This is a genomic window from Arachidicoccus sp. BS20 (assembly GCF_001659705.1).
Lineage (GTDB): Bacteria > Bacteroidota > Bacteroidia > Chitinophagales > Chitinophagaceae > Arachidicoccus.
Window position 1 is genome coordinate 332,670 of sequence record NZ_CP015971.1, and the last position, 26,517, is coordinate 359,186.

Genomic DNA, 26,517 nt, shown 5'->3' on the forward strand with positions numbered 1-26,517 from the left:
TTTTCAAACATAAAAACGAGGGTTTCAAATAAAATTATGAGTCAGGAAAATCTGGACGAAAACATTCAACCAACGCAAAATAAAACCTATGGCGCCGATAGTATTCAGGTATTGGAAGGATTGGAAGCCGTACGAAAAAGACCCGCGATGTACATTGGCGATGTGGGCGTAAAAGGGTTGCATCATCTGGTGTACGAAGTGGTTGATAACTCGATTGACGAAGCGCTTGCCGGCTATTGCAAAAATATTGAAGTAGTTATTCATGAAGATAATTCCGTTTCTGTTGAAGACGACGGGCGCGGTATTCCTACGGGCATCAATACAAAAGAACAAAAGAGTGCGCTCGAAATTGTAATGACGGTTTTGCACGCTGGTGGCAAGTTCGATAAAGATTCGTACAAAGTTTCCGGCGGTTTGCATGGCGTGGGTGTGAGTTGTGTGAACGCGCTGAGTACGCACATGCACACAACGGTATTTCGTGAAGGAAAAATATTTGAGCAGGAATATAAAATCGGTATTCCTCAATATGCTGTTCGCGAAGTGGGAACTTCCGATAAACACGGAACACGGCAGCATTTTTGGCCCGATAATACCATTTTTCAAACAACGGTTTATCAAAAAGATATTCTGGAAAATCGTTTGAGGGAATTGGCTTATCTGAATAAAAAGGTGCGCATTATTTTTAAAGATTTGCGTGAAAAAGATGCGGACGGAAACGTTTATATAAAAGAATATTACAGTGAAGGCGGCATTGTTGAATTTCTGGAAATGCTCGACAGCCATGCAAAACGCACGCCGATAATTGCAAACAGTTTGTATGTAGAAGGATATGATGAACCTTCAAATGTTACGGTGGACGTGGCTTTGAGCTATAACGATGATTTTAAAGAACACATTTATTCTTACGTCAATAATATCAACACGATTGAAGGCGGAACGCATGTAACCGGCTTTCGCCAGGCATTGACGCGCGTGTTTAAAAGCTATGGCGACAAGCAAGGCTTGTTTGAAAAAGCAAAAGTTACCGTTGAGGGCGATGACTTCCGCGAAGGTTTGAGCGCCATTATTTCGGTAAAAGTTCCCGAACCGCAATTTGAAGGACAAACAAAAACAAAGCTCGGCAACAGCGAAGTGAGCGGCGTAGTGCAAACAACCGTAGCCCGCGTGTTGGAAGCATATTTAGAAGAAAATCCGAAAGAGGCAAAAAACATTATCCAGAAAGTGGTGCTTGCTGCACAGGCTCGTGTCGCGGCAAAAAAAGCGCGCGATATGGTGCAACGTAAATCTGTTTTAAGCGGAAGCGGATTACCCGGAAAACTTGCCGATTGCAGCGAACGCGATGCGGAAAAATGCGAACTTTTTTTGGTCGAAGGGGATTCCGCAGGCGGAACGGCAAAGCAAGGTCGCGACAGAAGCTATCAGGCGATTCTTCCTTTGCGTGGAAAGATTTTGAACGTGGAAAAAGCGATGGAGCATAAGATTTATGAGAATGAAGAAATCCGCAACATCTTTACGGCAATGGGTGTAACCATCGGTACGCCGGAAGACCCGAAAGCATTGAATTTGTCGAAGCTTCGTTATCATAAACTCATCATTATGACCGATGCCGATGTGGACGGAAGCCATATTGCTACCTTGATTCTTACTTTTGTTTTCCGTTATATGAAAGAATTGGTAATGCAAGGTTATGTGTACATTGCGCAACCGCCATTGTATTTGGTAAAAAAAGGTAAAGAACAAGAATACGCATATAACGAAGAGCAACGGAAAAATCTAATCGTTAAACTCGGTGGCGGAAAAGAAGACAGTGTAAACATTCAGCGTTACAAAGGTCTTGGCGAAATGAATGCGGAGCAATTGTGGGAAACAACCATGGACCCCACGCGCCGCACGTTAAAGAAAGTAACTATTGAAAACCTGGCAGCGGTAGATGAAACTTTTGCCATGCTCATGGGCGATGATGTACCGCCGCGCCGGGCGTTTATTGAAGAAAACGCGACATACGCAAGAATTGATATTTAAGAACAATTTCTACAAATAAAAACAGCCGGCGAATTTTTACCACCGGCTGTTTTTATTTGTACATTCTTTATGCTTACGCATTTCTGCCGATGCAATTCAAGTCGGTAAAGGCTTCTTCCAAACGCTTTACAAAACTTTCTTCGCCTTTTCGCAGCCATACGCGCGGGTCGTAATATTTTTTGTTTGGAGCATCTGCACCTTCAGGATTACCCAATTGTCCTTGCAAATACGCTTCATTCTTTTTGTAATAACCAAAAATTCCATCGGCAAATGCCCACTGCATATCTGTATCAATATTCATTTTTACAACACCATAATTCAGTGATTCCGCAATCTTTTCTTTCTCCGAGCCGCTGCCGCCGTGGAATACAAAAGATACAGGTTTAGCATCTTTTGCCAAGCCTAATTTTTCCGAAATATAAATCTGACTGTTCTTTAAAATTTCAGGATGCAGGGCTACATTTCCGGGTTTGTACACACCGTGAACATTGCCGAATGCCGCTGCAATGGTAAATAAATTTCCTATTTTGCTCAATGCCTCATAAGCTTCAAATACTTCTTCGGGTTGTGTGTAGAGTTTTGAATTGTCCACGCCGGAATTGTCCACGCCGTCTTCTTCGCCGCCGGTTACGCCCAGTTCGATTTCGAGGCACATACCGAGCGGTTGCATTCTTTTATAAAAAGCAACGGATGTTTCGAGGTTTTCATGCAAGGGTTCTTCACTTAGGTCGAGCATGTGTGAGCTAAACAAAGGCTGTCCTTTTTCTTTTTTATATTGTTCGCCTTCGGTAATCAGTCCATCCACCCAGGGTAACCATTTTTTCGCAGCATGGTCGGTATGCAATATAACCGGCACGCCATAATATTTTGCTACATTATGCACATGAAGCGCGCCGCTTACTGCACCATAAATATTTGCCTGGTAATTATCGTTCGGCATTCCTTTGCCGGCTACAAATTGAGCGCCGCCATTGCTAAACTGAACAATAACCGGGGAGTTTACTTTTGCCGCCGTTTCCAATACGGCGTTAATTGAATTGGTGCCGATTGTATTTACGGCAGGTATTGCGTAGCCGTTTTGTTTTGCATCGTTGAACAAGTCGATTAGTTCTTCGCCATGTAAAACGCCTGCTCTGTATTTTGCCATTGTTTTTTGTTTAATGAATCACAGAAAATAATTTGCGGGCAGCAAAATACGATTGTTTTATTACAATAGGACAGTTTTTGATTAAAAACAAATAGATGGCTAACAAGAACGTCCGGAGATTTTCATTCCGACAGCTGTCTATTAATATTGTCAATTTTTATTTTTCTTATTTCCTCTAATCATTTTTATAATAATAGGGGCAGTTGTAATGACTACTAATCCGATGACGATTACTTCCAGGTGTTCCGTTAATTCAAAACCGTATTTTTTACGGATGAACCTGTCAAGATAATGACCACCTGCAAGCATCAACGCCGTCCACGTAAAAGAACCGATGATGTTGTATAACATAAATTTCTTTCTGTCCATTTCTACAATGCCTGCAACGATGGGAGCGAAGGTGCGTACAATTGGCAGAAAGCGCGCAAATATAATGGCGCCGCCACCACGCTCTTCAAAGAAATTATGCGCCTGAACCAAATGCTTTTGCTTGAAATACCAGGTATCTTTTTTGTGAAACAATAACGGTCCGCTCTTTTTGCCAAACCAATAACCGACCATATTGCCAAGTACGCCGGCAATAAAGATTATGATAATCAGTTCAAATAAATTCAGGTGTGTATTGCCGGTATCAATCGCCGAAGAGCGAATTAAATCTTCGCTGAAAATGCCTGCAACAAACAGCAGCGAATCGCCCGGCAAAAAAAAGCCGATAAACAATCCTGTTTCTGCAAAAATGATGAACGCAATTATCCATGCGCTTGCGGGAAGATGTACATAAAAATCCGGATTTAAAAGTTGTTTCCAATCAAAACTGATTAAAACGGCGTCTATTGTCTGCATTCGTTAGTTATTATTGCCCAAATATAAAAATAAAAAACATTGTGTTTCATTTAAAAGAAATTATTAACCAAACATCTTGTTATTTGGATTAACTTCGCCCGATGTTCACGGGAATTATTGAAACCACGGGAAAAATTGTTGATATAATATCGCATGGAACCAATAAATCTTTTTGGCTCCAAAGTTCCATTGTAAACGAATTGAAGATTGACCAAAGTGTTTCTCACGACGGCGTTTGTCTGACAATTGAAGCTATTGAAAACGACAAATATAAAGTTACCGCCATTGAAGAAACTTTGAAAAAAACCAATCTTGCTACATGGCGCAGAAACGGCGAGGTAAATATTGAACGTTGTATGCAGATGAACGGTCGGCTTGACGGACATATTGTACAAGGTCATGTAGATGCAACCGCAAAATGTGTAGAATTAAAAACGCTTGAAGGCAGTTGGGAATATACATTTGAATATCCGGAAACATTTGCTTCGCTGTTGATTGAAAAAGGCTCTGTTGCTGTAAACGGAACAAGCCTTACTTGCTTTAATGTTACAAAAAATACCTTCACTGTTGCTATTATTCCATATACATACGAACATACAAGTATCAAGCAGGTAAAGCCTGAAAGTATTGTAAATATTGAGTTTGATGTGATTGGAAAATATATTCAACGCTTTGAATCTTTAAAATAAAATTAAACGGATAATACGATGTCGGAATTTTCTATGGGCGATGCGATGAAAAATTTTCTTCAAAAAAGTCGGTTAAAAAATGGTCTTAAAACGGCTCAGCTTGAAGACGTATGGCGCGAAATTGTGGGTGAAGTAATCGCAAAATATACCGATAAAATTCAAATCATCAATCAGAAGTTGTTTATCCGTACATCCAATGGTCCGCTTAAAAACGAACTTCTGTATCAGCGCTCCCAAATCATTGAACGTATCAATGAAAAAATGGGAAGAGACACTATTACAGAAGTTGTAATTAATTGAGAAAACCTTCTCTGAAACCGACATGAAATTTTTTGTATCAAAATTACTCAAAGGATATGAAAAATTTCGTCAAAGGTTCCTCTTGAACAAAAAACAAGAGAAATTTACACAGTTTCGTCTTCAACAGGAGCGTGTTCCGCTTCTTTAATTGCTTCGATAATTTCTGCGCGGTGCGCATCTGTATCGTGCAAATGACTGGTAGCGACTACCTGTCCGTTAGACGCTTTTACGTTGAAGAAAAATTTTCCGTTAGACGATTCCTTCTTCTCAATATGCGCCTCAATCAACGCATTTTTCTTTACAGACTCGACGCCGTTTTTTACCGCGGCGTGCGTAGTATAGCCTTCGCTACCGAGCAGAATTTTTCCACTGTCATCTTTCAGGCTAAACTGAAATTCTCCGTTTGTTCTTTTTGAAATCACAAATTTTGCCATGATTCAATCGTTTTTTAAGGTTTGATAAATTTGTGAGTAAGATATAAACTTATTTTTATTTGTTAGTTATTTGCCCAAAATCTTAACAATAAAATTATTTGATTGTTTTAGTTTCCACTATTGAACATTTTATTACTGCGGTTATTTTCTCTTTTTTAGTTGAAATACATTTCCTTCGAGGTCTGTTCCATCGCAAAGCCAAAAATCATAATTTTCAAAAGTTTTGATTTCTCTCATCGGAATATTTTTCTCCAAGAAATTTTTTCTGGCGGCTTCTATATTTTCATCTATTTCAAAAACCATTTTTGTATTATTATCGAACTGATGATTCTCATCAATTTGTTTCAAATATTTTTCTCCGATTTTGTGGAATCCGATATTCGTATTTCCTGCATTCAATAAGACCCAAATGTCATCCTGTTCTATAACTTTTAAATTGAAATTTTCCACATAAAAATCCCGAAGAAGTTTAATGTTTCTAACATAAAGAATTATTGTATCGAATACAGTCTTCATTTGTGTAATTTATTTTTTTAAAGACATATTATAATGCGTTTTTTACATCAACTTTTCCATTTCTTTATTCACAAAATCCATCAAGGTTTTAATATGCGTAGGAGAGAAGTCGAACTTCAATCCTGCGGCGTTGAAAAGTTCGGGTAAAGTCTTTGTGCCGCCGAGACTTAATGCGTTGATATAGTTTTGTAAAGCCTGTTGCGGATTTTGCTGGTATTGCATCCACAAACCGATGGCGCCAAGCTGCGCAATGCCGTATTCGATATAATAAAACGGCACTTCAAACAAATGCAATTGCCGTTGCCAACCGTAAGCGCGATATTCTTCAAGCCCTGTAAAATCAATGGTTTCGGTAGAAAATTCATTTAAAATGCGCAGCCAGTTTTCTTTTCTTTCGTCCAACGTATGTGCCGGATTTTCATACACCCAATGTTGGAATTTATCGATAGTTGCAATCCAAGGGAAGATGGTAATTACACGTTCTAACTGATGGATTTTTGCGCGTTTCAATTCTTCTTCATTATCAAAAAAAACATTCCAATAATTCATCGTAAACAGCTCCATAGACATACTTGCGACTTCCGCAATTTCCATAGGATATTCTTTAAACGCGCTTAGTTCCAAAGGATGCGCGAGAAAAGAATGAATGGCGTGTCCGCCTTCGTGAACCATCGTGGTTACGTCGCTCATTTGCCCCGCAGCATTCATAAAGATAAACGGCGCGCCGCTTTCCGCAAGCGGACAATTATATCCGCCCGGCGCTTTACCTTTGCGGCTGTCTAAATCAAAATGATGTAATTCCTGCATTTTGCGCAAACAATCCGCAAAAAACGGATTGAGTTGCTCAAAACATTGTTCCGATTTTTGCAACAGTTCATCGCCTTTTTCAAAAGGATGCAAAGGCTTTACGCCTTCAGGTTCGGCTTCTGTATCCCAAGGTTTCAACACATCCAAACCGAGCTTTTCTTTTTTATATAAATTGATTTTTTCTACCAAAGGCAATACATTTTGTTTTACCGCATCGTGAAATTGAAAACAATCTTCTTTGGTGTAATCGAATCTTCCGAGTTCCACAAATTTGTAATCGCGGTAATTGCTGAAACCTGCATTCTGCGCCACTTTCGTGCGTTTTTCAATTAATTCGGAATACAAATTATTCAACGCATCTTTGTCTTCCAATCTTCTGTTTTGGATTTTGAAATAAACCTCTTCGCGCAGTTTACGGTCGGGATTTTCAAAGAATTTTGCAGCTTGTTGTAAAGTGTATTCTTGTCCGTTTACTTCCACCGTCATCTTGCCGGCGATGGCGCCATATTGTTGTTGGAGCACGCTCAATTCTGCCTGCAAAGGAATATTCGCTTCGCGGAAAAGCTCGATACTTTTCTTTACGCTGCGCAGGTAAGTAAAATATTTTTCTTCATCTAATTCTTTTACAAAAGGCGAATCAATCAATTTGCGATTCAATAAATCGGCGTAAGGTTGCAGCTTCGGTTGTATTTCCATGCAGAAATACGTGAACGCTTCTTCCAAAGATTTATCCGTAGTATCGCAAGTCATCTTAATTTGCCGCCAGCACGCATCTTCGCTCACAACGGCTTCCACTTCGCTCACGTCTTTCAGCCAATGTTCCAAATCGGCTTTAGAATTAATTGCTCTTTCCGCCAAATTTTTAAAATAGGGTTCTAAAGTTTCCCAAGTGGTAACGGTAAAATCTTCGGGTAAAAAATGTCTTTTCAGTTTTTGAATATCTGCTGTCATGTTTATGAAAATTTATTTTAGATAGCCACATATGCACAGATAAATTTCATTCGTGCATTTGTCGCAATGTCGTGTAAAAGTAAAATAAAAACGCGCAGGCTAAAGCATTTTAACAAGGCTTTTCCTGCGCATTTGACTTGCCATAAATACACTGACAAAAATTTATCGGCGCATATGTGGCAATTTTATTCTTCTTCTGTTTTTTTCTTTTTCGGAGCGGCTTTTTTCTTTGGTTTTGCTTCTGCTTCTTCAACAGGTTTTTCTTCTGCTACTGCCTCAGCTTCTGCCTTTAATTCTTCATTTGCCGGCAAACTAAAATCTATGTTATTCGCAGAAAGAATGCCGTACCAGCGAATCATTTTTTTCATATCGCTTGCATACACACGCTCGAAATCCATATCGGGATAAACCTTTTGCAGATATGCTTTTACGGCATTTGCATCTTTGTAATCGGGCAATTTTTCCGATGAATTTTTAATGGCGTTAAACACATCTACGAGATTCACATTGTCGCGCACTGTAAATACTTCAATGCTTTCCAAATGTGAAAACTGGTGGCTGCGCGATGAAATGAACTTTGTGGTTTTATCTTCCAACGAACGTACAATTGCACCGTCGGCTTTGCTGCCAACCAATTCAAACAATCCGCCTAAGCCCGTTACAGAAATTATTTTGTTGTATTCCATTTATACTTTTATTTTAAGGGTGCGAAAGTAAACAGTTAATTATATAAAGCCAAATTTAAAAAACTTGAATTTATTGAATAAAAACATATCAAAAGAACATCATCAGGAAGCGGCTCGACCATCGAAAAAAAAGATGCTTTATCCGGTAAAACCTGCGCTGCGCACATATTTGGAGCGGTATGGTCGCGAAGTAGATTTACCTGTAACCTACAACGATTTGATTCATTTCACATATGCAAGACCATTGCTTGATGCAAAGGGAAATGAAACGGCTTGGGAACAAGTGAGCTACGATTATCGTGAATGGGAATTTCTGAAAGAGGGTTTGGTAAAGTGTTATGCGATGCTGAAAACAGAAGGCGATTTCAGTTTTTCATCAAACTTAAATGTGGAACGAATTGACTTTTGCAGCTTTGGCAACAGCCAGCCTTTTCGTATAAAAATAGTGAATGTTTTCAACGGAAATTACGACCATTTTTATATCAAGAAAGCCGATGCAAACCGCGTGTATGGCTTGGAACTGGAACATTTGCTTTCATCGTCGCGCATTGTTTTTTTAACGTGTAATCAAACCTTGATTGAAGAACATATCGCGGGCATTCCGGGCGACATTTTTATCAAAGATTATTTGCATAAACCTGAAACAAATGTGCTGCGTTTGTTGAAGTCTTTTGTAAAATTTAATGAGTCGAGTTTTGTGCGATTGCTTGGCGATATGCGTTCTTATAATTTTGTTGTGGACATTACGCCGGACATTGAGGGAACGCAATATTATATCCGTGCGATTGATTTTGACCAACAGACTTATGAAGGAAAAATGCGTTTGTATATGCCGCAGTTTGCAAAAGAAAATTTTGATATTGTGGAAATGGCAATGAAGCATTTGGATTCCGAATCTATCAAGCAATATCAGGCGGAAGAGCGTTCGCGTTTGGTGTACAGGATTACAACGGAACGTTACAGAATGAAAGAATTGATGGACGTAATGTTGAAAGACGAAATTTCAACACCGGAAAAGATTTATCAACTTAAGTTTGAGTTGGCTGATTATTGGAAAAATCCGTCTTTCTTAAAAGCAAAAACAATGGGCGCCATTTTGAAAATTCAAATGAAACAAGTGTTGCTGCCAAATCTGAATATGGTGCTGAAAGCCACGAGACACAAGACTTTGCGAAGAAATTTCTTTTAGAGGAAAATTAATTTTGATGCAGCAATTCTTTTGCAAGATTAATAAATTGTTCTGCAATCTTTTTATGATTAAATTCTTGTGCAATGAGGTTATATCCATTTTCAGAAATTGATTTTTTAAGAGTGGCATTGGTTTTTAAAGCAAGAATATTTTCAGCAATGGATGCTCTATTTGCTTCGCATAAAACAATATTTTTTTTATCGGAAAATATTTCACGAATGCCTTGCGTGTCTTTTGTAACGATTGCTTTTTGCATTGCAGCGTAATGATAAATTTTATTCGGAATAACCAAATCGGTTTTCAGCGAATCGCCAAAGATGCCCAAAGCAATATCAAAGTTGTCGATTTCATTTGCCAGTTCGTCTTCTTTTATCCAACCGGTAAACTCAACATTGTCAAGTCGATATTCATTCAATGCGAGATGTTTGATACGTTCAAATTCAAATCCGCTGCCGATTAATTTGAAATAAATATCTTTTTGTTCGAACAATAATTTTGCTGCTTCAACAATTTTTTCAGCACCCTGCAACGGAACAAAAGAGCCGTAAAAGCCAACAATAAAGCGACTTTCGGAAGATTTTTGTTCGTTTTTTTTTGGAAAATATTCATCCGTATTTACACCTACGCGGAGCACGTGTAGTTTTTTTTCAGCAATGCCGATTGTGGAATGATAATAATTTTTATGCGCTTCCGTATCGCACAAAACAATGTTTGCTGCTTGCATGGAAAGTTTGTCTTTAAGAAAATTTTTGAGCGCGCGCGGCGAATTTTTTGAAATGGTTTTATAATCAAAAACTTTGCTCAAATACCGTGAAATCAAAGGGTCGAAGATGATTGGCTTTTTTGTAAACAAGCGAATCAACGGAACATCCAAATGCGTAAACGAAGGCATGAAAATAACGTCTGCCTCTTTGCTTAATTTTCTAAAACGAAAAGGATTAAAGCGTAACCTATTTGAATAGTTATAAAACGAAATATTTATTTCAGGAAAATATTTCAGTCCGTCAATAATGATTTTTGTGCGGTTATAATCAGGGTCAAATTTTCCTGCAAATAAAATATTCATGATTTATTCGGAAAGATAATTCAATAATTGTTGCTCGATTTTTTCAACCGAAAAATTTTCCAAAATATATTCAAAACCCTTGTCGCCAAGGGATTTCAGCAAAGTTTGGTTGTTGTATAGCTCAATAATTTTATCACTAAATTCTTCCACATTATTTACTTCGGTTAAAAAACCTGTTTCGTTGTTTACAACCAATTCGGGATTGCTGCTTGTATTAAATGCAACGATTGCTTTTTTGCAAAGCGAAGCTTCCGCCAAAACATAACCGAAACCTTCCCACAAAGAGGAAAGCAAAAATATATCGCAACACATCAACACGTCTTTTACATTCTTTAAAAAGCCTGTAAAGATAACTTCCTGCGAAACGTTTTTTTCTTGCACATAGTTTTTCAGTTCTTCTTCCAAACGTCCGTCGCCAGTGATGTACAGCCGAAATGGAACATTTTTTTCTTTCAATTTTCCCGCAATGTCAATTAAAAATTTTTGATTCTTTTGCTTTACCAATCTTCCGATATTTGCCAGAACCAATTCATCTTTTTCTTTTTCATAAACCGGCGAAGAATTTCTTTCAATAAATTCTTTTGTATCAATCGGGTTGTATATCACTTTTATTTTTTCCGAAGGAAAAAGGTTTGGATTATTTTGTAGAACAGTTTGTTTTGTTGCTTCCGAATTTGCCAAAACATTCGTCAGAATATTTTTAAAATAATAGCGGTTGATGAAATGATTTTTTAAAGGAATGGCGCTGCCTCTGCGGTAAATAATTCTTTCAACTTTCGCACGCTTAGCAGCAATTCCTGCAAGTTTCAAATCTTCTGAAAGGTTGATGACAACTATGTTTACGGAATGTTGTAGAAAAATATTTTTGAGTTTTTTTATTTTTGAAAAATTGAGATAAGAAAGATTTCCAACTTCCATTTCACTACATTCAATTCCTTTCGGAAGCCTTTGTTGCAAAGCGCTTCCGGGACTTGTAATTACCAAAACGCGGCAACCGTTTTTATGCATCAGCATAGCAGCATCATAATGCCATTTTTCGCCGCCGCCCCAGGCATTTGCAGAATTAAAAAAACATATTGTTCCTTGATTTGACATTTTGACAATTAGTGTTTAATTGTTTGCTGATACAAATTCATTACTTGTTTTGCAATTACATCGTCGTTAAAACGCTGCGCGTATTTATAACCGTTTTCAACGGTTTGTTGATATAAATTTTCATTGTTCATCAAAAGATTGGCTTTTTCAGCCAGCATTTTTTCATCAAAAGTATCAATGTAAAAACTGGAATTTCCGCCTGCTTCGGGAAAGCAACTTCCTTTGCTTGTAATTACAGGAACTTTGCTGTACAATGCTTCAATAATCGGAATGCCAAATCCTTCAAACACAGATGGATAAAGGAATACAGACGATGATTGATAAATAATTGCAAGCTCTTGCATCGAAACATTTTTTAAAAATTGTACACGGTTTTCCAAATTATTTTCATGCAAATATTGCTTTACTTTTTCGGTATATTTTGTTTCTTTTCCGATAACAACTAAGGGCAAATCGTGATGTTTCAAACTTTTTGCAATTGTCAATAAATTTTTTCTTTCTTCAATCGTACCAACGTTCAGCAGAAATTTTTCGGGAAGATGGAATTTATTCTTCACGGCAATTTTTTCTTCGCCGGAATAAAATTTTTTAAATGCCTGATGGCAGCCTTGATAAATTACTTTAATTTTTTCTCCGGGAATATTTAAAAATTCAATCAAATCATTCTTCGTTTGCTCGCTGATGGCGATCACAAAATTTGCCGCGTGCGCCGCTTGTTTTATTTTTTTTGTATGAATAAAAGTTTCGACTTTCCCGTACCATTCAGGATAGCGGAGAAAAATTAAATCGTGGATGGTTACAATGCTTGGAATGCCTGTATTTTCAATACTTTCAGGCAATTCGTTGCTCAAACCGTGAAACAAATCGAGCTTGTCTTTTTTCAATTGTTTTACGATTGCCGAGCGCCGCCAATAAGACGAAAAGCGTTTACCAAAATTGGTTTCGGGATAATGAATGGAGATATTTTTTTCTTCTGTAATGCGATTGATTTTTCCTTGCTTTGGATTGTATAAGAGATAATGATTTTCGGGATACTTTTCGCTCAAAATCCTTATCAAATCGCGGCTGTAATTGCCCAATCCCGAAGCGTTGTGAAAAATTCTTTTTGCGTCAAAGCCAATGCGCATATTCTTGTTTTGACAAAAGTAATTTGAAAAGTTCATAGTTCATGGCTTATATTCATTGCCGTTGTTTACTTTTGATTTTAGTTATGAAAATAGAACCCAAAAGATTATCATACAAGCATAAGAACAGCAAAATCTTGTACTACGCGCAAAATTATTTCAGACAAATAATTCCTGCGGGCTATTATCAACCGAAGTTGAAAGCAATATTAGACTCTTTTAATTTGCTCGATGATGATAATAAGAAGAAAATATTGGCAAGAGTAAATTATTATAACAAACTGGAGAAAACAACAAATTTATCAGCCGCCCAAAAGCTCTCGGATTTGTCGTTAAAAGCATTTACAAAAGATGGACACAGGAGTTATTATTTCGATTTTTACGAATATGGCAGGTATTTTAATCAAGATTTAAAAGGACATTTTTTATTCGGCGATATTACCAAAATTCCGGACGAGCCTGCGATTGTAAAAAGCAGACCTGTTGCGGGTTTCAACGAAAATTCAATTTTGTTTAAGTTGAACAAAATGCGGCATTTTATGTTTGTTAAAAACGATAAGAAACAGTTTGCTGAAAAGAAAAGTCTATTGGTTTGGCGTGGCAATGTGAACCTCAAACAACCGCACCGAATCCGTTTTATGGAAAGGTATTTCGGGCATCCGATGTGTAATATCGGAAAAGTAAATGATAACCAGTTGAACGCAGAATGGAAGGTCGGCAGAATGACGATTGATGAGCAACTTGAATACAAATTTATTCTGAGTCTGGAAGGAAACGATGTGGCTACAAATCTCAAATGGATAATGTCGTCCAACTCTTTAGCCGTGATGCCGAAGCCGAAATTTGAAACCTGGTTTATGGAAGGAATGCTCGTTCCGGATAAACATTATGTTTTAATCAACGATGATTTTTCCGATTTGGAAGAGAAGTTAAATTATTACATCAATCATCCAATAGACGCGGAAGAGATTATAAAAAACGCTAACAATTTTATTGCGCAGTTTAAAAATAAGCGGATGGAAAATTTGATTTCTCTGATGGTTTTAGATAAATATTTTAGTATAACAAATTAACCCGCAAATTATTGACCGGTTCAATTTTCAATCTTGAAAAAATAGGAAGGAGATGGGCTTTGAGCATATACGGTGTAAAACATTCTTTGACATTTAAAAGATTGCATACAATTTAACATAATATAAATTATAGGAAATCTATATGATTATTTTTTCAGACTAAATAAACTATCAACAAATTCATGCTTATCAAAGATTAGCAGGTCATCAACTTTTTCGCCAACGCCAATGTATTTAACCGGAATTTTCATTTGGTGTGCAATTGCCAACACTACGCCGCCTTTTGCTGTTCCATCTAATTTTGTGATAGTCAATGAATTTATATTTGTTGCCTGCATAAATTGTTTGGCTTGTTCCAAGGCATTTTGTCCAGTGGAACCATCGAGCACCAACATAATTTCGTGTGGTGCATCGGGAATTACTTTCTGGATTACACGCTTGATTTTGGTCAATTCATCCATCAGATGAACTTTATTGTGTAAACGTCCCGCTGTGTCAATAATTGCAATATCGGCTTTACGCGCCAAGGCGCTTTGCACGGTGTCGAATGCAACTGATGCCGGGTCGCTGCCCATCGGTTGCTTTACAATGGGTACACCGATGCGTTCGCTCCAGATAGTCAACTGGTCAACAGCGGCTGCACGAAAGGTATCTGCCGCACCTAAAATTACCTCATTGCCTGCGGCTTTATATTTTGATGCAATCTTTCCGATACTGGTCGTTTTTCCTACGCCGTTCACTCCTACAACTAATAATATATATGGTTTTTTAGTATGTGATAAATCGAAGTTTTTATAAATATCATTTGGAGAATCTACAAGAATATCTTCTATTTCATCTTGAAGTAATAAATTCAATTCACTGGTATTCAAATATTTATCTTTATAAACTCTTTCCTGGACTTTGTTCACAATTTCTAAAGTTGTATCGACTCCCACATCTGCAGTAATCAATGCATCTTCAAGATTGTCAAGCACCTCTTCGTCAATGGTAGATTTTCCGGCAACTGCTTTGGAAATTTTTGAGAGAAAACTCTCCTTCGTTTTCTCCAATCCTTGATCTAAAGCCTGCTTTTCTTTTTTGCCGAATAAATTTCCAAAAAAACTCATAATATATTGATTATAAAATAGTTGATAAATATCATTTTCTCCAAATGTCAGGATTTGTTCTCCACTCAAGCAAGGTTGCTTCTTCTTCGGGTTTGACAATTGATTTTTCAATTGCCAAACTGATTAATGCCGGGTAATTTGTCAAAGAATAATAAGGAACGCCGGCATTTGCAAATGCATCCACAGCTTTTTTAAAATCGTAATTAAAAATTGAAATAACTGATATAACTTCCACATTATTAGTTTGTAATGCAGATACTGCTTCCAAACTGCTTAACCCCGTTGAAATTAAATCTTCTATCATCACAACTTTTTGTCCGGCAGCGTAAACACCTTCAATCTGGTTACCCATTCCGTGTGCCTTAGGTTTTGAACGAACATACATGAATGGCAATTTTAATTGGTCGGCAATTAATGCCCCCCAGGGAATACCTGCAGTTGCCACACCTGCAATAGCTTCTGCTTCCGGATATTTTTCAAAGACCACGTTACACAGCTCACTTTTTACGAAATCCCGGATAAAAGGAAATGAAAGCAGCTTGCGGTTGTCGCAATAAATAGGGCTTTTCCAACCGCTCGCCCACGTAAACGGATTCTCTACATTCAATTTTACGGCACCGGCTTGTAATAACTTTTCGGCAATGACTTTTTCGTTAGATGATGACATATTGACTTTTAAAATTCTTCACAAAGATAAATTATAATTTCCGCCCCCTATCCTATCTTTTAATAAATTTGCCTGTAAAATTTTATCCGGTGGAAAAATCAATTATTGTAGCTGCGGGCGGCTTGGTGTTTAACGGAAATAATGAATTGCTGATGATTTTTCGTCGGGGTTTCTGGGATTTGCCTAAAGGGAAACTTGACGAAGGCGAGGCGATTGAATCATGTGCCTTGCGTGAAGTTGAAGAAGAAACCGGATTGACTAATATACAGTTAGAAGAATTGATTGGTATTACATACCACGATTATTTTGACAAGTGGACGAACAGAGATGTGCGGAAAGAGACGCATTGGTTTAAAATGTTCGTTTCAGGCTCGCCGGAACTCACTCCGCAGACAGAAGAAGATATTGAAAAAGCAGAATGGGCAACAACTGAAGAGGTTGCCGCCCATTTGCAAAACAGTTATCCGAATATTGTTGAGATTGTGAACAAATCGGATTTTGTAAGTTAGCCATGAATGCACGGATTTTTACTGATAATTTATTCGTGTATATATCTGTGTCATTTTTTATTGCATATTATGGAATACTTTATTTACGTCATCGTCCTGTTCCAGGCGGTCAATCAGTTTACTGATTTCTTCGGCTTGTTCATCAGTAACCGGAACAGTAACCGTTGGAATCCATTCCAGCTCTGCGCTGATAGGCGTAATATTTTTGTCTTCCAGCGCTTTTTGCAAACTGCCAAAATCGGCAAACGCACAACGTAAAACCAGGATGGCATTTTCATTATCATCAACACTTTCGCCAAGCTCTTCCAAACCGGCATCGATGAGTTCGAGTTCAAGTTCATCTGCATTCACGCCTTCTGGATTCAGTTTGAATGTTCCCATTTTTTTAAACTGGAAACTTACACTTCCGTTGGTACCCAAGGAACCACCGCCTTTATTGAAATGCGAGCGCACATTAGCGACCGTGCGCGTAGGATTGTCTGTTGCTGTTTCTACCAGGATGGCTACGCCATGTGGTCCGTAACCTTCATATAAATGCTCTTCATAATTCTCCGTATCTTTTCCTAATGCTTTTTTAATGGCAGCCTCTACCCTGTCCTTCGGCATATTCACGCTCTTGGCATTTTGGATGCAACGACGCAGCGCAGGATTTGTGTCCGGGTTGCCGCCACCGGCTTTTACCGCGATATTAATTTCTTTTCCGATGCGCGTAAACTGCTTGGACATTCTGTCCCAACGCGCAAACATGGTCGCTTTTCTTACCTCAAATATTCTTCCCATAAAAATATAAATTGTGCCGCAAAAGTAAGGGTTATGAAGGAATAATGATGAACGATAAATTGTGAATTTTAAATGAGCATTTTTATCGCTTTGTTATTTGTTGCCGGGATTTAATATAGCTATAAGCTTAATTGTTGGTTCTTACGCTATAGCTATTTGCTTGTATAACCGGCTTATACCGGCATTATGCAGCGGTTATACTGCTACTAATTATAAGGTAAGTCCGCATTTAATACGCACTTGATACGCATTTAATGCGGACTTGATATGGATTCATTTTAAAGATTATCAACAAAACAAAAGCCCCGCAGAGCGAGGCTTTTGAGTGAATATTCACGTGCATTGTTTTAGAAAGAATAACGTAAACCGATTTGCATATTCCAACGAGACAGGTAGTCAGAATAAGCCCAAGGCTTGCCTGTATATTGGTCATCTCCAAAAACCATCTTTGCCAGGAAAAGCTATGTCTCCTCTTTCGTTATCTCTTGTAAGACTCCCATACTCATATACCATGTCAGATGTAAATGATGCAACAGTTAATGCTTGCTGTCCAGATGAAATTGTTATTTGATTTAATTGCTTATTACCACCGGAAGGATAATCTCCTAAATAATAAGTTACAGTTTTAGGACTGGCAAGCGTATAGGGAATAGTGCAGGCTGCGTCAGAAAATAATCCAATATCATAATGTCCTTCAATGTGAATTGTTTCATTAGCTGCATCAGCATCATCACTATAATCGTCTTGATAGTATATAATTTTTGCAAATGGGGGACCATAGAGGTTTTTTGCACTTACAATATCTCCTTGAGACAATACAGTATTATTAGTAGTAAAAAAAGGTTGATTGTCGGACTTTCTGACCATTGTCGGACTATTATTAGCAGAAAATGCGTATGAATCATATAACATTACAGAAGACCAATCAAAAGTTCCAAGGTTTGCACCCGGCTCTCCCAATTGAGCATACGTTTCAAACTGAGACAATTCTCCACTTTCAATATTCTGTGTGTAAATTATGATGTAATTATCCCTGTCTGTTCTTGATTGTTCATGATAAAAACCAATACTATGTCCAATTTCATGAATAATGGTCGTAGTATTAAATTGCCCATCGTTCAAATATAAAAACTGTTGCCCTCCTAACATTCCGATACCTTCGGACTCTCCACCATAATTTTGATTATATACTTTTTGGATTTTTATATAGTTTGGTTGATTTGTACGAGAAACAAATGTAATACCGGTATTAGTTGACCAATTATTTAATGCCGCATTAATCATTTGTAAATCATTATTGGAGAAACCAGTTGTTATAGTATAATATACAATCCCATTAGGCCAATAATTATCTATATCTGTCGTATAAGCACTTCTCGGCTGTGTGGGTAAACTATCCTCAAGAGCCTTTAGTGAATCAAATGTTTGCTCATCAAAAGCAACATCATCAAACCAAAAATATAAATCTCCCTTTTTGACCACTTTGATGTCTTTTCCATTAAACTTAATTGTATATTCGTTCAACACATTTGTACCTGTTGTTGAAGAACTCTCATTTAAGTCGTTTTTTGAACAAGAATTAATGGAAAATAAGAAGAATAATACAAGAAATGTGTAAATACATTTAATTGATAGCTTTTTCATAGACATTAAGTTTTTATAGTGTTTTTAAATTTATCTCCGAAATTATTCATTTTACTACGCAAAAAATAGGATTAATAAAAAGTTAACACAATCATAATAATCAACATATTTATAATTATGTGCCTAAAAAAAAGTTCCATCTTCAAATGCTCTATAATAGCTTTTACTTTTTTTTGTTCTAAAACAACAGCTCAAAAATATTTAAAAAAAAAACTGAAAATTGAATTTGGAACTAATTATAGTGTAGATAATTTTAAATGGTCTATCGCGGGAAATCAACAAGGAAAAAATCCAAACGTACTTTCCGAAATTACCTATAAATCAATAAAACGATTTGGAATTGCTATGAATTTACATTACAATATTACCAATCAATTCTTTTTTAATGTAACGCTGAATCATCTCTATACGATAAATGGGCAAGTAACCGATATTGACTATGCAGGAGATAACAGAACATATCCTAATTCACAACTTTTATTTAAGAGTAAAAAAGGAAAAGAAAATATGTTTAATCCCTATATAGACTATCTCATACTAAAAGATAAAAAAATAAATCTGGTAATCGGAATCGGATATAATGTAACAAAAAATTCATACTATTTTACAAGTGAGCAAGCATCTGATATAAAAACCATTTACTATCCTACATGGCAAGCTGCACAACTGCATACTATGTTAACATCACATCTATTTAATAAGTTTGCTATTGAATTAAGAATTAATGAAAGTTATTTGTTCTATCACGCAACCGCTAATTGGTTATTAAGAACCGATTTTAACCACCCCAAAAGCTTTACCGACAAGGCGCAAGGATATGGAACAGATTTGGATTTAGAATTTAAATATTGTTTATTCAAACATATTACGATAAATCTTTCAGGAATTTATTCTAATTGGAAAACAAACGCTGGCATTGATGTGTTATATCTAAGTAATGGAAGTAATACAAGAACGAAAATGAACGGAGCATACAGAACAGTAAAGGGTTTATTCATATCCGGTTGTTACTCGTTCTAAAACAAAAGCCCCGCAAAGCGAGGCTTTTGAGTGAATATTCACGTGCATTGTTTTAGAAAGAATAACGTAAACCTAACTGCATTTGCCATGTACTACTGATTGACCTATTATCCTGATATGGTTGAGTTATCAATCGTGGAGTATATGTTTTTCCGCCATCAGTAGAAACACTTTGAGTATATAATGTATAAACTGGATGACCTGTCGCGTCAAAGTATTTGAATGTGAGAGGAGATGTTGTAACAGTACTCTTATACACCCCCCATTTAGAATTCAACAAATTAGCAAAATTCAAAATAGTTAAACTAAATTGTAAGTCGTGGCGTGTTTTTCCTGCCTTAATAAAGAAGTCTTGCAAGAAAGTGAAATCAACTTGATTGTACCAAGGTAAGAATGCTGCATTACGTCCTGCAATTTGACCTCTATGGCTTCTCAAATAAGGACTATTATTAATAAACTCTTCAAACGCTTCTTTCTGTTGTGCCGGAGTAAAAGTTACACCTCCAGTCGTATAAGAGGCAAAGTTCATTTCTTCCTGTGATTTCGGTATATACATCAAATCGTAAGATTTGCCGTCATTGTTAATATCGTTATATACAGTATACGATATATTTCCTTGTGCACCTCCTGAATAATACAGAGAGAATGTTGATGCGAGATGTTTGGCGTATTCCATACGATATGAAGCATTTGCTGTTACGCGATGCGGAGTCATGTATTGAGAATTACCCATTTCTATACTATTGCCAGTTCCTGCTGTTGGATTGTATGTCCATAATGAATTAGCTTGCGCGCTTGCCAAACCTGTTATGCTTTTAGCGATTGTGCGCACATAAGCTAATGAACCATAAAAGCCATTACTGAATGATTTGCTGATTTGTGCCGTAAATGTAGCAGAATAGCCTTTGCTTGAATTTTCCAAAGTATAAGCAGAGAAACCACCATTATAATATTTATTGTACGAAGAAGTATATCTTGGTCTTGTATAATCTCCTTCATAATAGACACTATCAGCAGGTTTCAAGTTAGAGTTTCTAACAAATAATGCGTATAAGTCCTTTGTAAAAGTCGCTTCAACTGTTGCGGTAAATCCATTTCCAAATTTTTTATCCACCGCTAAATCAGATGTCCATACCATCGGGAAGCGAAAGTTCTTATCAATCAAGGCGAAATAACCTGTCGGAATTACCGGTGTGCCACTCAAAGCTTGATTTGGCGTTGGCGTAAACAGATTGCTGTACGCAGTTGGGTCTGGGTTAAACTTGATATTCTTCAATACATTCGGGTCTGTAATACGTCCTCCGAATTGTACGACACCTGCATTACTTGGCATATTTGTCAACCATACCAATGGAAAACGCCCTGTAAATAACCCTGTACCACCACGAACAACTAAAGAATGATCGTGCAATACATCCCATCTAAAACTCACACGAGGAGAAAAAACTACCGGAGAGGAAGGCCATTTACTTGTTGAGTAATGAACAAAATCTCCATTGGCGTTAGGCAAAAATAAAGTATCGATAGAAGAGTTACCAATAGGATTACCCAAATAATTTACTTTATCAGCTCTGATACCTGCTGTAAGTTTAAAGTTGTTGCTTACATTGATTTCATCCTGCACATATAAACCCCATTGCCCGGTTTTAAGATTCGCAGAATAAGGATTGGGCGTGCCCGGCAATAACGAATATGTCCAAGCATAATAAGCTGGAGCTGCATCATTCAAGAAATCATCTAAAGAATTGTATGCATAATAACTTGCAGCACCCGGCATAAACATATTACCCAAATATTGGTGTTCATAGCTGATACCCGCTGTAATAGTATGTTTACCTGCATAAATGGTTAAGTTATCCAGGACTGAAGTAATATTATTGATAACATCATTGTTCTGCGTAAAGGGGTCTGTACCTAAACTGATGTAATTTTGACCATTTCCATTAAAGATATCAACAGTCGGAAAAAATTGCCCGTTTGGCGTTATACGTGTATCACGGTTTCTTGTAATGGTAAATAAGAATTGGTTGGATACCTTTGAGGAGAAACGGCTATTCAACTCAGCGGAATAAGTTTTAACTAAATGTTTAAATCCATAGTTAGAATTGAAGAATGCCATAGAGTTATTGCTATAGCGACTGTTGGGTAATGAGCCAACAGTACCCGTTCTACCTGTAACTGTGAAACCTCCACCATTCGGAATACTTCCACCATTGAGTAAATTCCAATCATTTTGGTTATTGAAATTGGTGTATTTCAAAGTTAATTTATTATTCACATCAATATTCCAGTCAATCTTAGCTAAGATTTTCCAGTCGTGTCCGGCAAATGGCGGAGTGCTTTGGTAAGACCCCGGGTCGTAACCGAAATTCGTTGTTACATAATCATACACTTTTTGCATATCGGCAACAGTTGTTTGGGATTCCGTTCCTGTTCCATTGCCTCCAGTAGGATAATATGCTGGACCTGGTTTTGAACTCTTTTCATATTCGCCATTTACAAAGAAAAACAATTTGTTTTTGATAATGGGACCACCAATTGAACCTCCATATATTTTATTGCTATTCTTAGCCAAATCGCCTAAATCGTAAGAACCTACTTTTTTACCATTAAAATTTTGATTTGTAGTAAAAGCATAAGCCGTACCATGAAATTCGTTTGTACCACTTTTAGTCGCGGCATTAATTGCAGCACCCGTGAATCCTGCCTGGCGAACATCGAACGGAGTTGTTGCAACAGAAATCTGTTCAAACGCGTCCAAAGATATTGGCGAACGACCACCGCCCGGTAAAGGATCATTGCTTAATCCAAAGTTATTATTCAAGTTTACACCATCAACTTTTAAATTGTTATAACGTCCATCTCTACCCCCGAAATTATTTCCGCTGGCTTGTGGTGTTAAACGAGTAAAGTCTGTAATACTTCTTGAAATAGTCGGCATTGTACTTAATTCACGAGTGCCAATTACAGTCGTAGGTCCCAGTTTTTCCACTAACGCTTTTTTAGCAGTTGCAGATACTGTTACAGTCTGCATATCGCTTGAAGCTTCAGCTAAAGTAATTGATACATCATAAGGCTCGCCTAACCTAAGATTAATATCGTTTATTGTTTGAGAAGCATAACCTACATATTGCACTGTTACAGTATAAGGTCCACCAATCCTTAAACCCGGCAAAGTAAACAGCCCTTTGTCGTTCGAAATAGCTTTATAAACAGTTCCGGATGGTGTGTGCGTAGCCGTAACTGTAGCTCCTCCCAATGGCTGTCCTTCTGGGGTTGAAATTTTACCGGTAATAGTACTGGTTGTAACCTGTGCCATGGCAAATGCGGGCAGCAGGAAGAGGATTAAAATTGTAAAAATCTTTCTTAATTGCATAGTTAATGATTTTAATTAGTTGCAAAGAAAATAATTCACTCCAAGAAAATCAGTTTGTTTGTCTTTTGTTAATGATTAAATAATATTGCAAATAACGTGTTAATAACTGATATTTACAATATCTATACTAACATAATTATTCCACAGTTATGCACATTTATTCAAAAAATAATCACATTAGTCTTGTTTTTTAGTAGGGTATGTATATATTTGCCATCCAATAATTTTTTAATCTTAAAATAAATTTTAAAATATGTCAATTAAATTAGGCGATACAGCGCCAAACTTCCAGGCAAAAACATCCATCGGAGATATTGATTTTTACGAATTTTTAGGCGATAGCTGGGGTATTTTATTTTCGCATCCTGCCGACTATACGCCCGTTTGTACAACAGAATTAGGCAAAACAGCTTCTTTAAAATCTGAGTTTGAAAAGCGCGGCACCAAAGTTTTAGCACTGAGCGTGGATAGTGTGGAGCATCACAGAGGTTGGATTAACGATATTAATGAAACGCAAAACACAAGTGTTGAATTTCCGATTATTGCAGATGAAGATAGAAAAGTATCTGATTTGTACGATTTTATTCATCCGAATGCTTCCGCAACAGCAACGGTTCGCTCTTTGCTGATTATAGGACCGGACAAAAAAGTAAAACTGATTATCACTTACCCTGCATCAACCGGAAGAAACTTTACCGAAGTTTTGCGTGTGCTTGATTCGCTGCAACTGACGGCAAATTATAGTGTAGCCACACCTGCAGACTGGAAAGAAGGCGAAGATGTGATTATTACGCCAAACATCCCGACTGATGAAGCTTATACACGCTTTCCGAAAGGGGTAAATGTTGTGAAACCGTATTTGCGTTACACACCACAACCGAATAAATAATGTCGAACCATGATTTAAAAGATTGAGAAGACGATGATTATCCTGTTGCTCACATTACTTAAATCATGGTTTTATTTTTCTTAGTTAGTTATTACATTGTACTTGCGGCTCCGATTTCTATCGGGGCTTTTTGTTTATATAAGCCGCAGATGCACATATAAATTTTATCTGTGCAAAGATGTTAAGCATTATTCTTCCGCAATTGTTGCAATGTAGCTGTAAAATCCTTTGGCAGCGGGGCTTCGAGCGAATATTGTTCGCCGTTAAGTGTAAAATTTATTTTGTAAGAATGCAAAGCCAATCGTGCCATTAAAGGTTTTTCTTCATCCTGATTTTTAGAAAGGTTAAATTTTCTTTTAATGGAAGAAAGCAACAAAAATTTGCCGTCGCCGTACAATTCATCGCCTACCAATGAATGTCCGAGACACTGCGTATGTACACGAATCTGGTGCGTACGTCCCGTATGAATCTGAAACTGAACCAAAGAATAATTTTTAAACGTCTCTATGGTTTCATAATCGGTAACCGAAGGTTTGCCTTTTGCATTCGTCGCCATCAAACCTTTTTTTGAAGGGTGTTCTATAACAGGTGCACTTATTGTTCCCGAAGACGGATACAAAGTTCCATTCAGCAAACCGATGTAAAATTTCTCTACTTCACGTCCTTCAAATAATTGCGAAAGTTGTTTGTGCGTTTCGGCATTTTTTGCAAAAATGATTAAGCCGCTTGTGAATTTATCAATGCGATGGACAATAAATATTGCGCCGTATTTTTCCAAGAGTAAATCTTTTAGCGAAACTTCCGATTGTGTGCGGTCGGGAATGCTTAACATCCCGGAAGGTTTATTAATCGCAATAAAATTTTCGTTTTCAAAAATAATGTCTAACTTCATTCAAACTAATTTGCTTTATATTTTAAGGTTGATGATGATTTGAAAATAATAAAAACCTCTGCGTCATCATTTCGACGATAGGAGAAATCTCAATAAACAAATTACCAATATTGTACTTCAACCCATAAATCTATATAAATACTACCGCCTCGTTTCATGTCAAAACGTTCTAAGTATTAAAATATTAAACTGAGATTTCTCCCTGCGGTCGAAATGACGGTACTCACGTTTTCATTGTTTTGTAAATCACTACAATATCGAGAATTAAAATATTATTTGGCTTTGCCGAACCCAATCTCGACCGCAGGGAGAAATTTCAAAAAAATTATTTCTATTCTACTTTTGTTTTTGATTTTTTACCTAAAGAAGCATTCATATATTTCAGCAAGCGTACCTCTTTTTCTGCGAGATAGCGCCACTTGCCGCGCTCTACATTTTTCTTAGTCAAATTGGCAAACATTACCCTGTCCAATTTTTTCACTTCATAACCGAGATGCTCAAAAATACGGCGAACAATGCGGTTGCGACCGCTGTGAATTTCAACGCCTACAATACTTTTATCTTTTGTATCTGCATAACCAACAGCATCTGCTTTAATAAAACCGTCTTCCAACTCAATGCCATTTGCAATAGCTTCCGCGTGTTCCTTTGTCAAAGGTTTGTTTAAGCCGACTTCATAAATCTTTTTTATCTGAAACGATGGATGTGTGAGCTTTTGTGCGAGTTCGCCATCGTTGGTTAAAAGCAAAACGCCGGTAGTATTTCTGTCTAAACGCCCCACAGGATAAATGCCGTTGATATCATTTATCCCTTTCAATAAATCGAGAACGGTTTTGCGACCTTTCTCGTCTTTGGTGGTGGTAATGTGGTCTTTCGGTTTGTTCAATAAAATGTAAACTAATTTTTTTTGCAAATGAACGGGCTTGCCTTTCAACTCAATTTTATCCTTTTCCGAAACTTTAAACGCAGGCTCGTACACAACATCGCCATTTACTTTTACGTGTCCGAATTTTACCAGTTCGGCAGCTTCTCTTCTGCTCGACACGCCGGAATGTGCGATGAATTTATTCAAAGGCATTTCTTCTTTTTTGCCTTCATCTTCTTTTACAAAGCGTTCGTTTTTTACACCGTAATTTTTGGTTTTTCTGAAATCTCCTTTCTTTTCAAATCTTGATGAATCGGTCTTTTCAGAAGATGGAGATTTGGCGAAAGTGTTGTTTTTTCTTTTATCGGAAAATTTATTACTGCGTTTATTATCGTTTTGATAATTATTTTTATTCTGAGAAGTGTTCGTTGGTTCTATATTTTCGCCGCGCAGTTTTGCTGCTTTTATTCTGCGGCGCTCCTCTCCTTCCGCACGCATTTCGGCTTTTATTTTTCTTTTCTCCTGACGAAACTCTTCCTTGATTTTTGCAGGAGATTTAGGATTGATGAATTTTTCAAAAGCTTGTTTGCTCATTGTATTATTTGTGATTTTAGTTCATATTGAACCCTTTCAGGGTTCTGTACCTATTTTGTTTCTGTTTTTCTCTCTCCCCGAATTGCATTCGGGGTTATTGATATTTAAGCCCTTCGGGCTTGCTTTGTTTTTATACTGCTATATTTTATTATCAATTTATTCAGTTGCAAAGTGTATCGAAGATTATTGATGTGTAAACTCTTCGGGCTTGCTTTGTTTTTATACTGCTA

The 26,517-nt window shown here is 37.1% G+C and carries 24 protein-coding genes; 8 read left to right on the forward strand and 16 right to left on the reverse strand.

Annotation, left to right across the window (positions count from 1 at the left end; translation table 11 throughout):
- Positions 1-36 precede the first annotated feature (36 nt).
- A complete protein-coding gene (gyrB, locus tag A9P82_RS01560) occupies positions 37-2,022 on the forward strand; it encodes a DNA topoisomerase (ATP-hydrolyzing) subunit B (protein ID WP_156522578.1) in 1,986 nt (661 codons plus the stop codon).
- Positions 2,023-2,095: 73 nt separating this feature from the next.
- Here the strand turns inward: gyrB and fbaA are convergent, their stop codons facing one another.
- A complete protein-coding gene (gene fbaA, locus A9P82_RS01565; RefSeq protein WP_066203435.1) occupies positions 2,096-3,169 on the reverse strand; it encodes a class II fructose-bisphosphate aldolase in 1,074 nt (357 codons plus the stop codon).
- Positions 3,170-3,319: 150 nt separating this feature from the next.
- Positions 3,320-4,012, reverse strand: coding sequence for a DedA family protein (locus tag A9P82_RS01570; RefSeq protein ID WP_066203438.1), 693 nt, complete (start codon positions 4,010-4,012; stop codon positions 3,320-3,322).
- A 101-nt stretch (positions 4,013-4,113) separates the two neighbouring features.
- Here A9P82_RS01570 and A9P82_RS01575 point away from each other — a divergent pair, with 101 nt between their 5' ends.
- Together A9P82_RS01575 and A9P82_RS01580 are read left to right on the forward strand one after the other, a co-directional pair.
- Positions 4,114-4,701, forward strand: a complete 588-nt coding sequence (locus tag A9P82_RS01575) for a riboflavin synthase (protein WP_066203441.1) — start codon at positions 4,114-4,116, stop codon at positions 4,699-4,701.
- Between the two features lie 18 nt (positions 4,702-4,719).
- Positions 4,720-5,001 (forward strand): DUF721 domain-containing protein, encoded by a 282-nt coding sequence (locus A9P82_RS01580; RefSeq protein ID WP_066203444.1) that lies wholly within the window; start codon positions 4,720-4,722, stop codon positions 4,999-5,001.
- Between the two features lie 104 nt (positions 5,002-5,105).
- Here the strand turns inward: A9P82_RS01580 and A9P82_RS01585 are convergent, their stop codons facing one another.
- The 4 genes from A9P82_RS01585 to A9P82_RS01600 all read right to left on the reverse strand — a co-directional run bounded on the left by A9P82_RS01585 (position 5,106) and on the right by A9P82_RS01600 (position 8,395).
- A complete protein-coding gene (locus tag A9P82_RS01585; protein ID WP_066203447.1) occupies positions 5,106-5,435 on the reverse strand; it encodes a YegP family protein in 330 nt (109 codons plus the stop codon).
- Positions 5,436-5,576: 141 nt separating this feature from the next.
- The gene (locus tag A9P82_RS01590; RefSeq protein WP_066203449.1) at positions 5,577-5,951 is read right to left on the reverse strand and encodes a VOC family protein; all 375 of its coding nucleotides are present in this window, start codon (positions 5,949-5,951) and stop codon (positions 5,577-5,579) included.
- 42 nt (positions 5,952-5,993) lie between these two features.
- Positions 5,994-7,709, reverse strand: coding sequence for a M3 family oligoendopeptidase (locus A9P82_RS01595; RefSeq protein WP_066203452.1), 1,716 nt, complete (start codon positions 7,707-7,709; stop codon positions 5,994-5,996).
- Between the two features lie 185 nt (positions 7,710-7,894).
- A complete protein-coding gene (locus A9P82_RS01600) occupies positions 7,895-8,395 on the reverse strand; it encodes a DUF5606 family protein (protein WP_066203455.1) in 501 nt (166 codons plus the stop codon).
- 73 nt (positions 8,396-8,468) lie between these two features.
- On the opposite strand from A9P82_RS01600, the gene A9P82_RS01605 reads away from it, so the two are divergent.
- Entirely contained in the window at positions 8,469-9,584 is a 1,116-nt protein-coding gene (locus tag A9P82_RS01605; protein WP_231891183.1) for a hypothetical protein, read from the forward strand.
- Between the two features lie 7 nt (positions 9,585-9,591).
- On the opposite strand, the gene A9P82_RS01610 is transcribed toward A9P82_RS01605, so the two are convergent.
- From A9P82_RS01610 to A9P82_RS01620, 3 genes are read right to left on the reverse strand one after another with little or no spacing between them, the layout of a single operon-like run.
- The gene (locus A9P82_RS01610; RefSeq protein WP_066203458.1) at positions 9,592-10,650 is read right to left on the reverse strand and encodes a glycosyltransferase; all 1,059 of its coding nucleotides are present in this window, start codon (positions 10,648-10,650) and stop codon (positions 9,592-9,594) included.
- A gap of 3 nt (positions 10,651-10,653) precedes the next feature.
- Positions 10,654-11,745, reverse strand: a complete 1,092-nt coding sequence (locus A9P82_RS01615; protein WP_066203461.1) for a glycosyltransferase — start codon at positions 11,743-11,745, stop codon at positions 10,654-10,656.
- An 8-nt stretch (positions 11,746-11,753) separates the two neighbouring features.
- The gene (locus A9P82_RS01620) at positions 11,754-12,908 is read right to left on the reverse strand and encodes a glycosyltransferase family 4 protein (RefSeq protein ID WP_197492207.1); all 1,155 of its coding nucleotides are present in this window, start codon (positions 12,906-12,908) and stop codon (positions 11,754-11,756) included.
- Between the two features lie 47 nt (positions 12,909-12,955).
- Between A9P82_RS01620 and A9P82_RS01625 the strand changes: the two genes are divergently transcribed.
- The gene (locus A9P82_RS01625; protein WP_066203467.1) at positions 12,956-13,942 is read left to right on the forward strand and encodes a glycosyl transferase family 90; all 987 of its coding nucleotides are present in this window, start codon (positions 12,956-12,958) and stop codon (positions 13,940-13,942) included.
- 146 nt (positions 13,943-14,088) lie between these two features.
- Here A9P82_RS01625 and ftsY read toward each other — a convergent pair whose 3' ends face one another.
- A complete protein-coding gene (gene ftsY, locus A9P82_RS01630) occupies positions 14,089-15,051 on the reverse strand; it encodes a signal recognition particle-docking protein FtsY (protein ID WP_066203470.1) in 963 nt (320 codons plus the stop codon).
- Positions 15,052-15,082: 31 nt separating this feature from the next.
- Positions 15,083-15,718 carry an orotate phosphoribosyltransferase gene (gene pyrE, locus A9P82_RS01635; RefSeq protein WP_066203472.1) on the reverse strand — a complete coding sequence of 212 codons (636 nt, stop codon included), beginning with the start codon at positions 15,716-15,718 and terminating at the stop codon, positions 15,083-15,085.
- 89 nt (positions 15,719-15,807) lie between these two features.
- Between pyrE and A9P82_RS01640 the strand changes: the two genes are divergently transcribed.
- Positions 15,808-16,227: an NUDIX hydrolase gene (locus A9P82_RS01640; RefSeq protein ID WP_156522579.1), complete on the forward strand. Its 420-nt coding sequence runs from the start codon at positions 15,808-15,810 to the stop codon at positions 16,225-16,227.
- 57 nt (positions 16,228-16,284) lie between these two features.
- Here A9P82_RS01640 and A9P82_RS01645 read toward each other — a convergent pair whose 3' ends face one another.
- Both A9P82_RS01645 and A9P82_RS01650 read right to left on the reverse strand, forming a co-directional pair.
- Entirely contained in the window at positions 16,285-17,007 is a 723-nt protein-coding gene (locus A9P82_RS01645; protein ID WP_066203478.1) for a YebC/PmpR family DNA-binding transcriptional regulator, read from the reverse strand.
- A 429-nt stretch (positions 17,008-17,436) separates the two neighbouring features.
- On the reverse strand, positions 17,437-18,651 hold the full coding sequence (locus A9P82_RS01650; RefSeq protein WP_197492208.1) for a M12 family metallopeptidase: 1,215 nt from the start codon (positions 18,649-18,651) through the stop codon (positions 17,437-17,439).
- 117 nt (positions 18,652-18,768) lie between these two features.
- Here A9P82_RS01650 and A9P82_RS01655 point away from each other — a divergent pair, with 117 nt between their 5' ends.
- Positions 18,769-19,671 carry a hypothetical protein gene (locus A9P82_RS01655; RefSeq protein ID WP_066203484.1) on the forward strand — a complete coding sequence of 301 codons (903 nt, stop codon included), beginning with the start codon at positions 18,769-18,771 and terminating at the stop codon, positions 19,669-19,671.
- 52 nt (positions 19,672-19,723) lie between these two features.
- Here A9P82_RS01655 and A9P82_RS01660 read toward each other — a convergent pair whose 3' ends face one another.
- On the reverse strand, positions 19,724-23,047 hold the full coding sequence (locus A9P82_RS01660; protein WP_066203487.1) for a TonB-dependent receptor: 3,324 nt from the start codon (positions 23,045-23,047) through the stop codon (positions 19,724-19,726).
- Positions 23,048-23,300: 253 nt separating this feature from the next.
- Here A9P82_RS01660 and A9P82_RS01665 point away from each other — a divergent pair, with 253 nt between their 5' ends.
- A complete protein-coding gene (locus tag A9P82_RS01665) occupies positions 23,301-23,936 on the forward strand; it encodes a peroxiredoxin (RefSeq protein WP_066203490.1) in 636 nt (211 codons plus the stop codon).
- Between the two features lie 181 nt (positions 23,937-24,117).
- On the opposite strand, the gene A9P82_RS01670 is transcribed toward A9P82_RS01665, so the two are convergent.
- Entirely contained in the window at positions 24,118-24,828 is a 711-nt protein-coding gene (locus tag A9P82_RS01670) for an RluA family pseudouridine synthase (RefSeq protein WP_066203494.1), read from the reverse strand.
- A gap of 331 nt (positions 24,829-25,159) precedes the next feature.
- Positions 25,160-26,287, reverse strand: a complete 1,128-nt coding sequence (locus tag A9P82_RS01675) for a pseudouridine synthase (protein ID WP_066203497.1) — start codon at positions 26,285-26,287, stop codon at positions 25,160-25,162.
- Positions 26,288-26,517 lie beyond the last annotated feature (230 nt).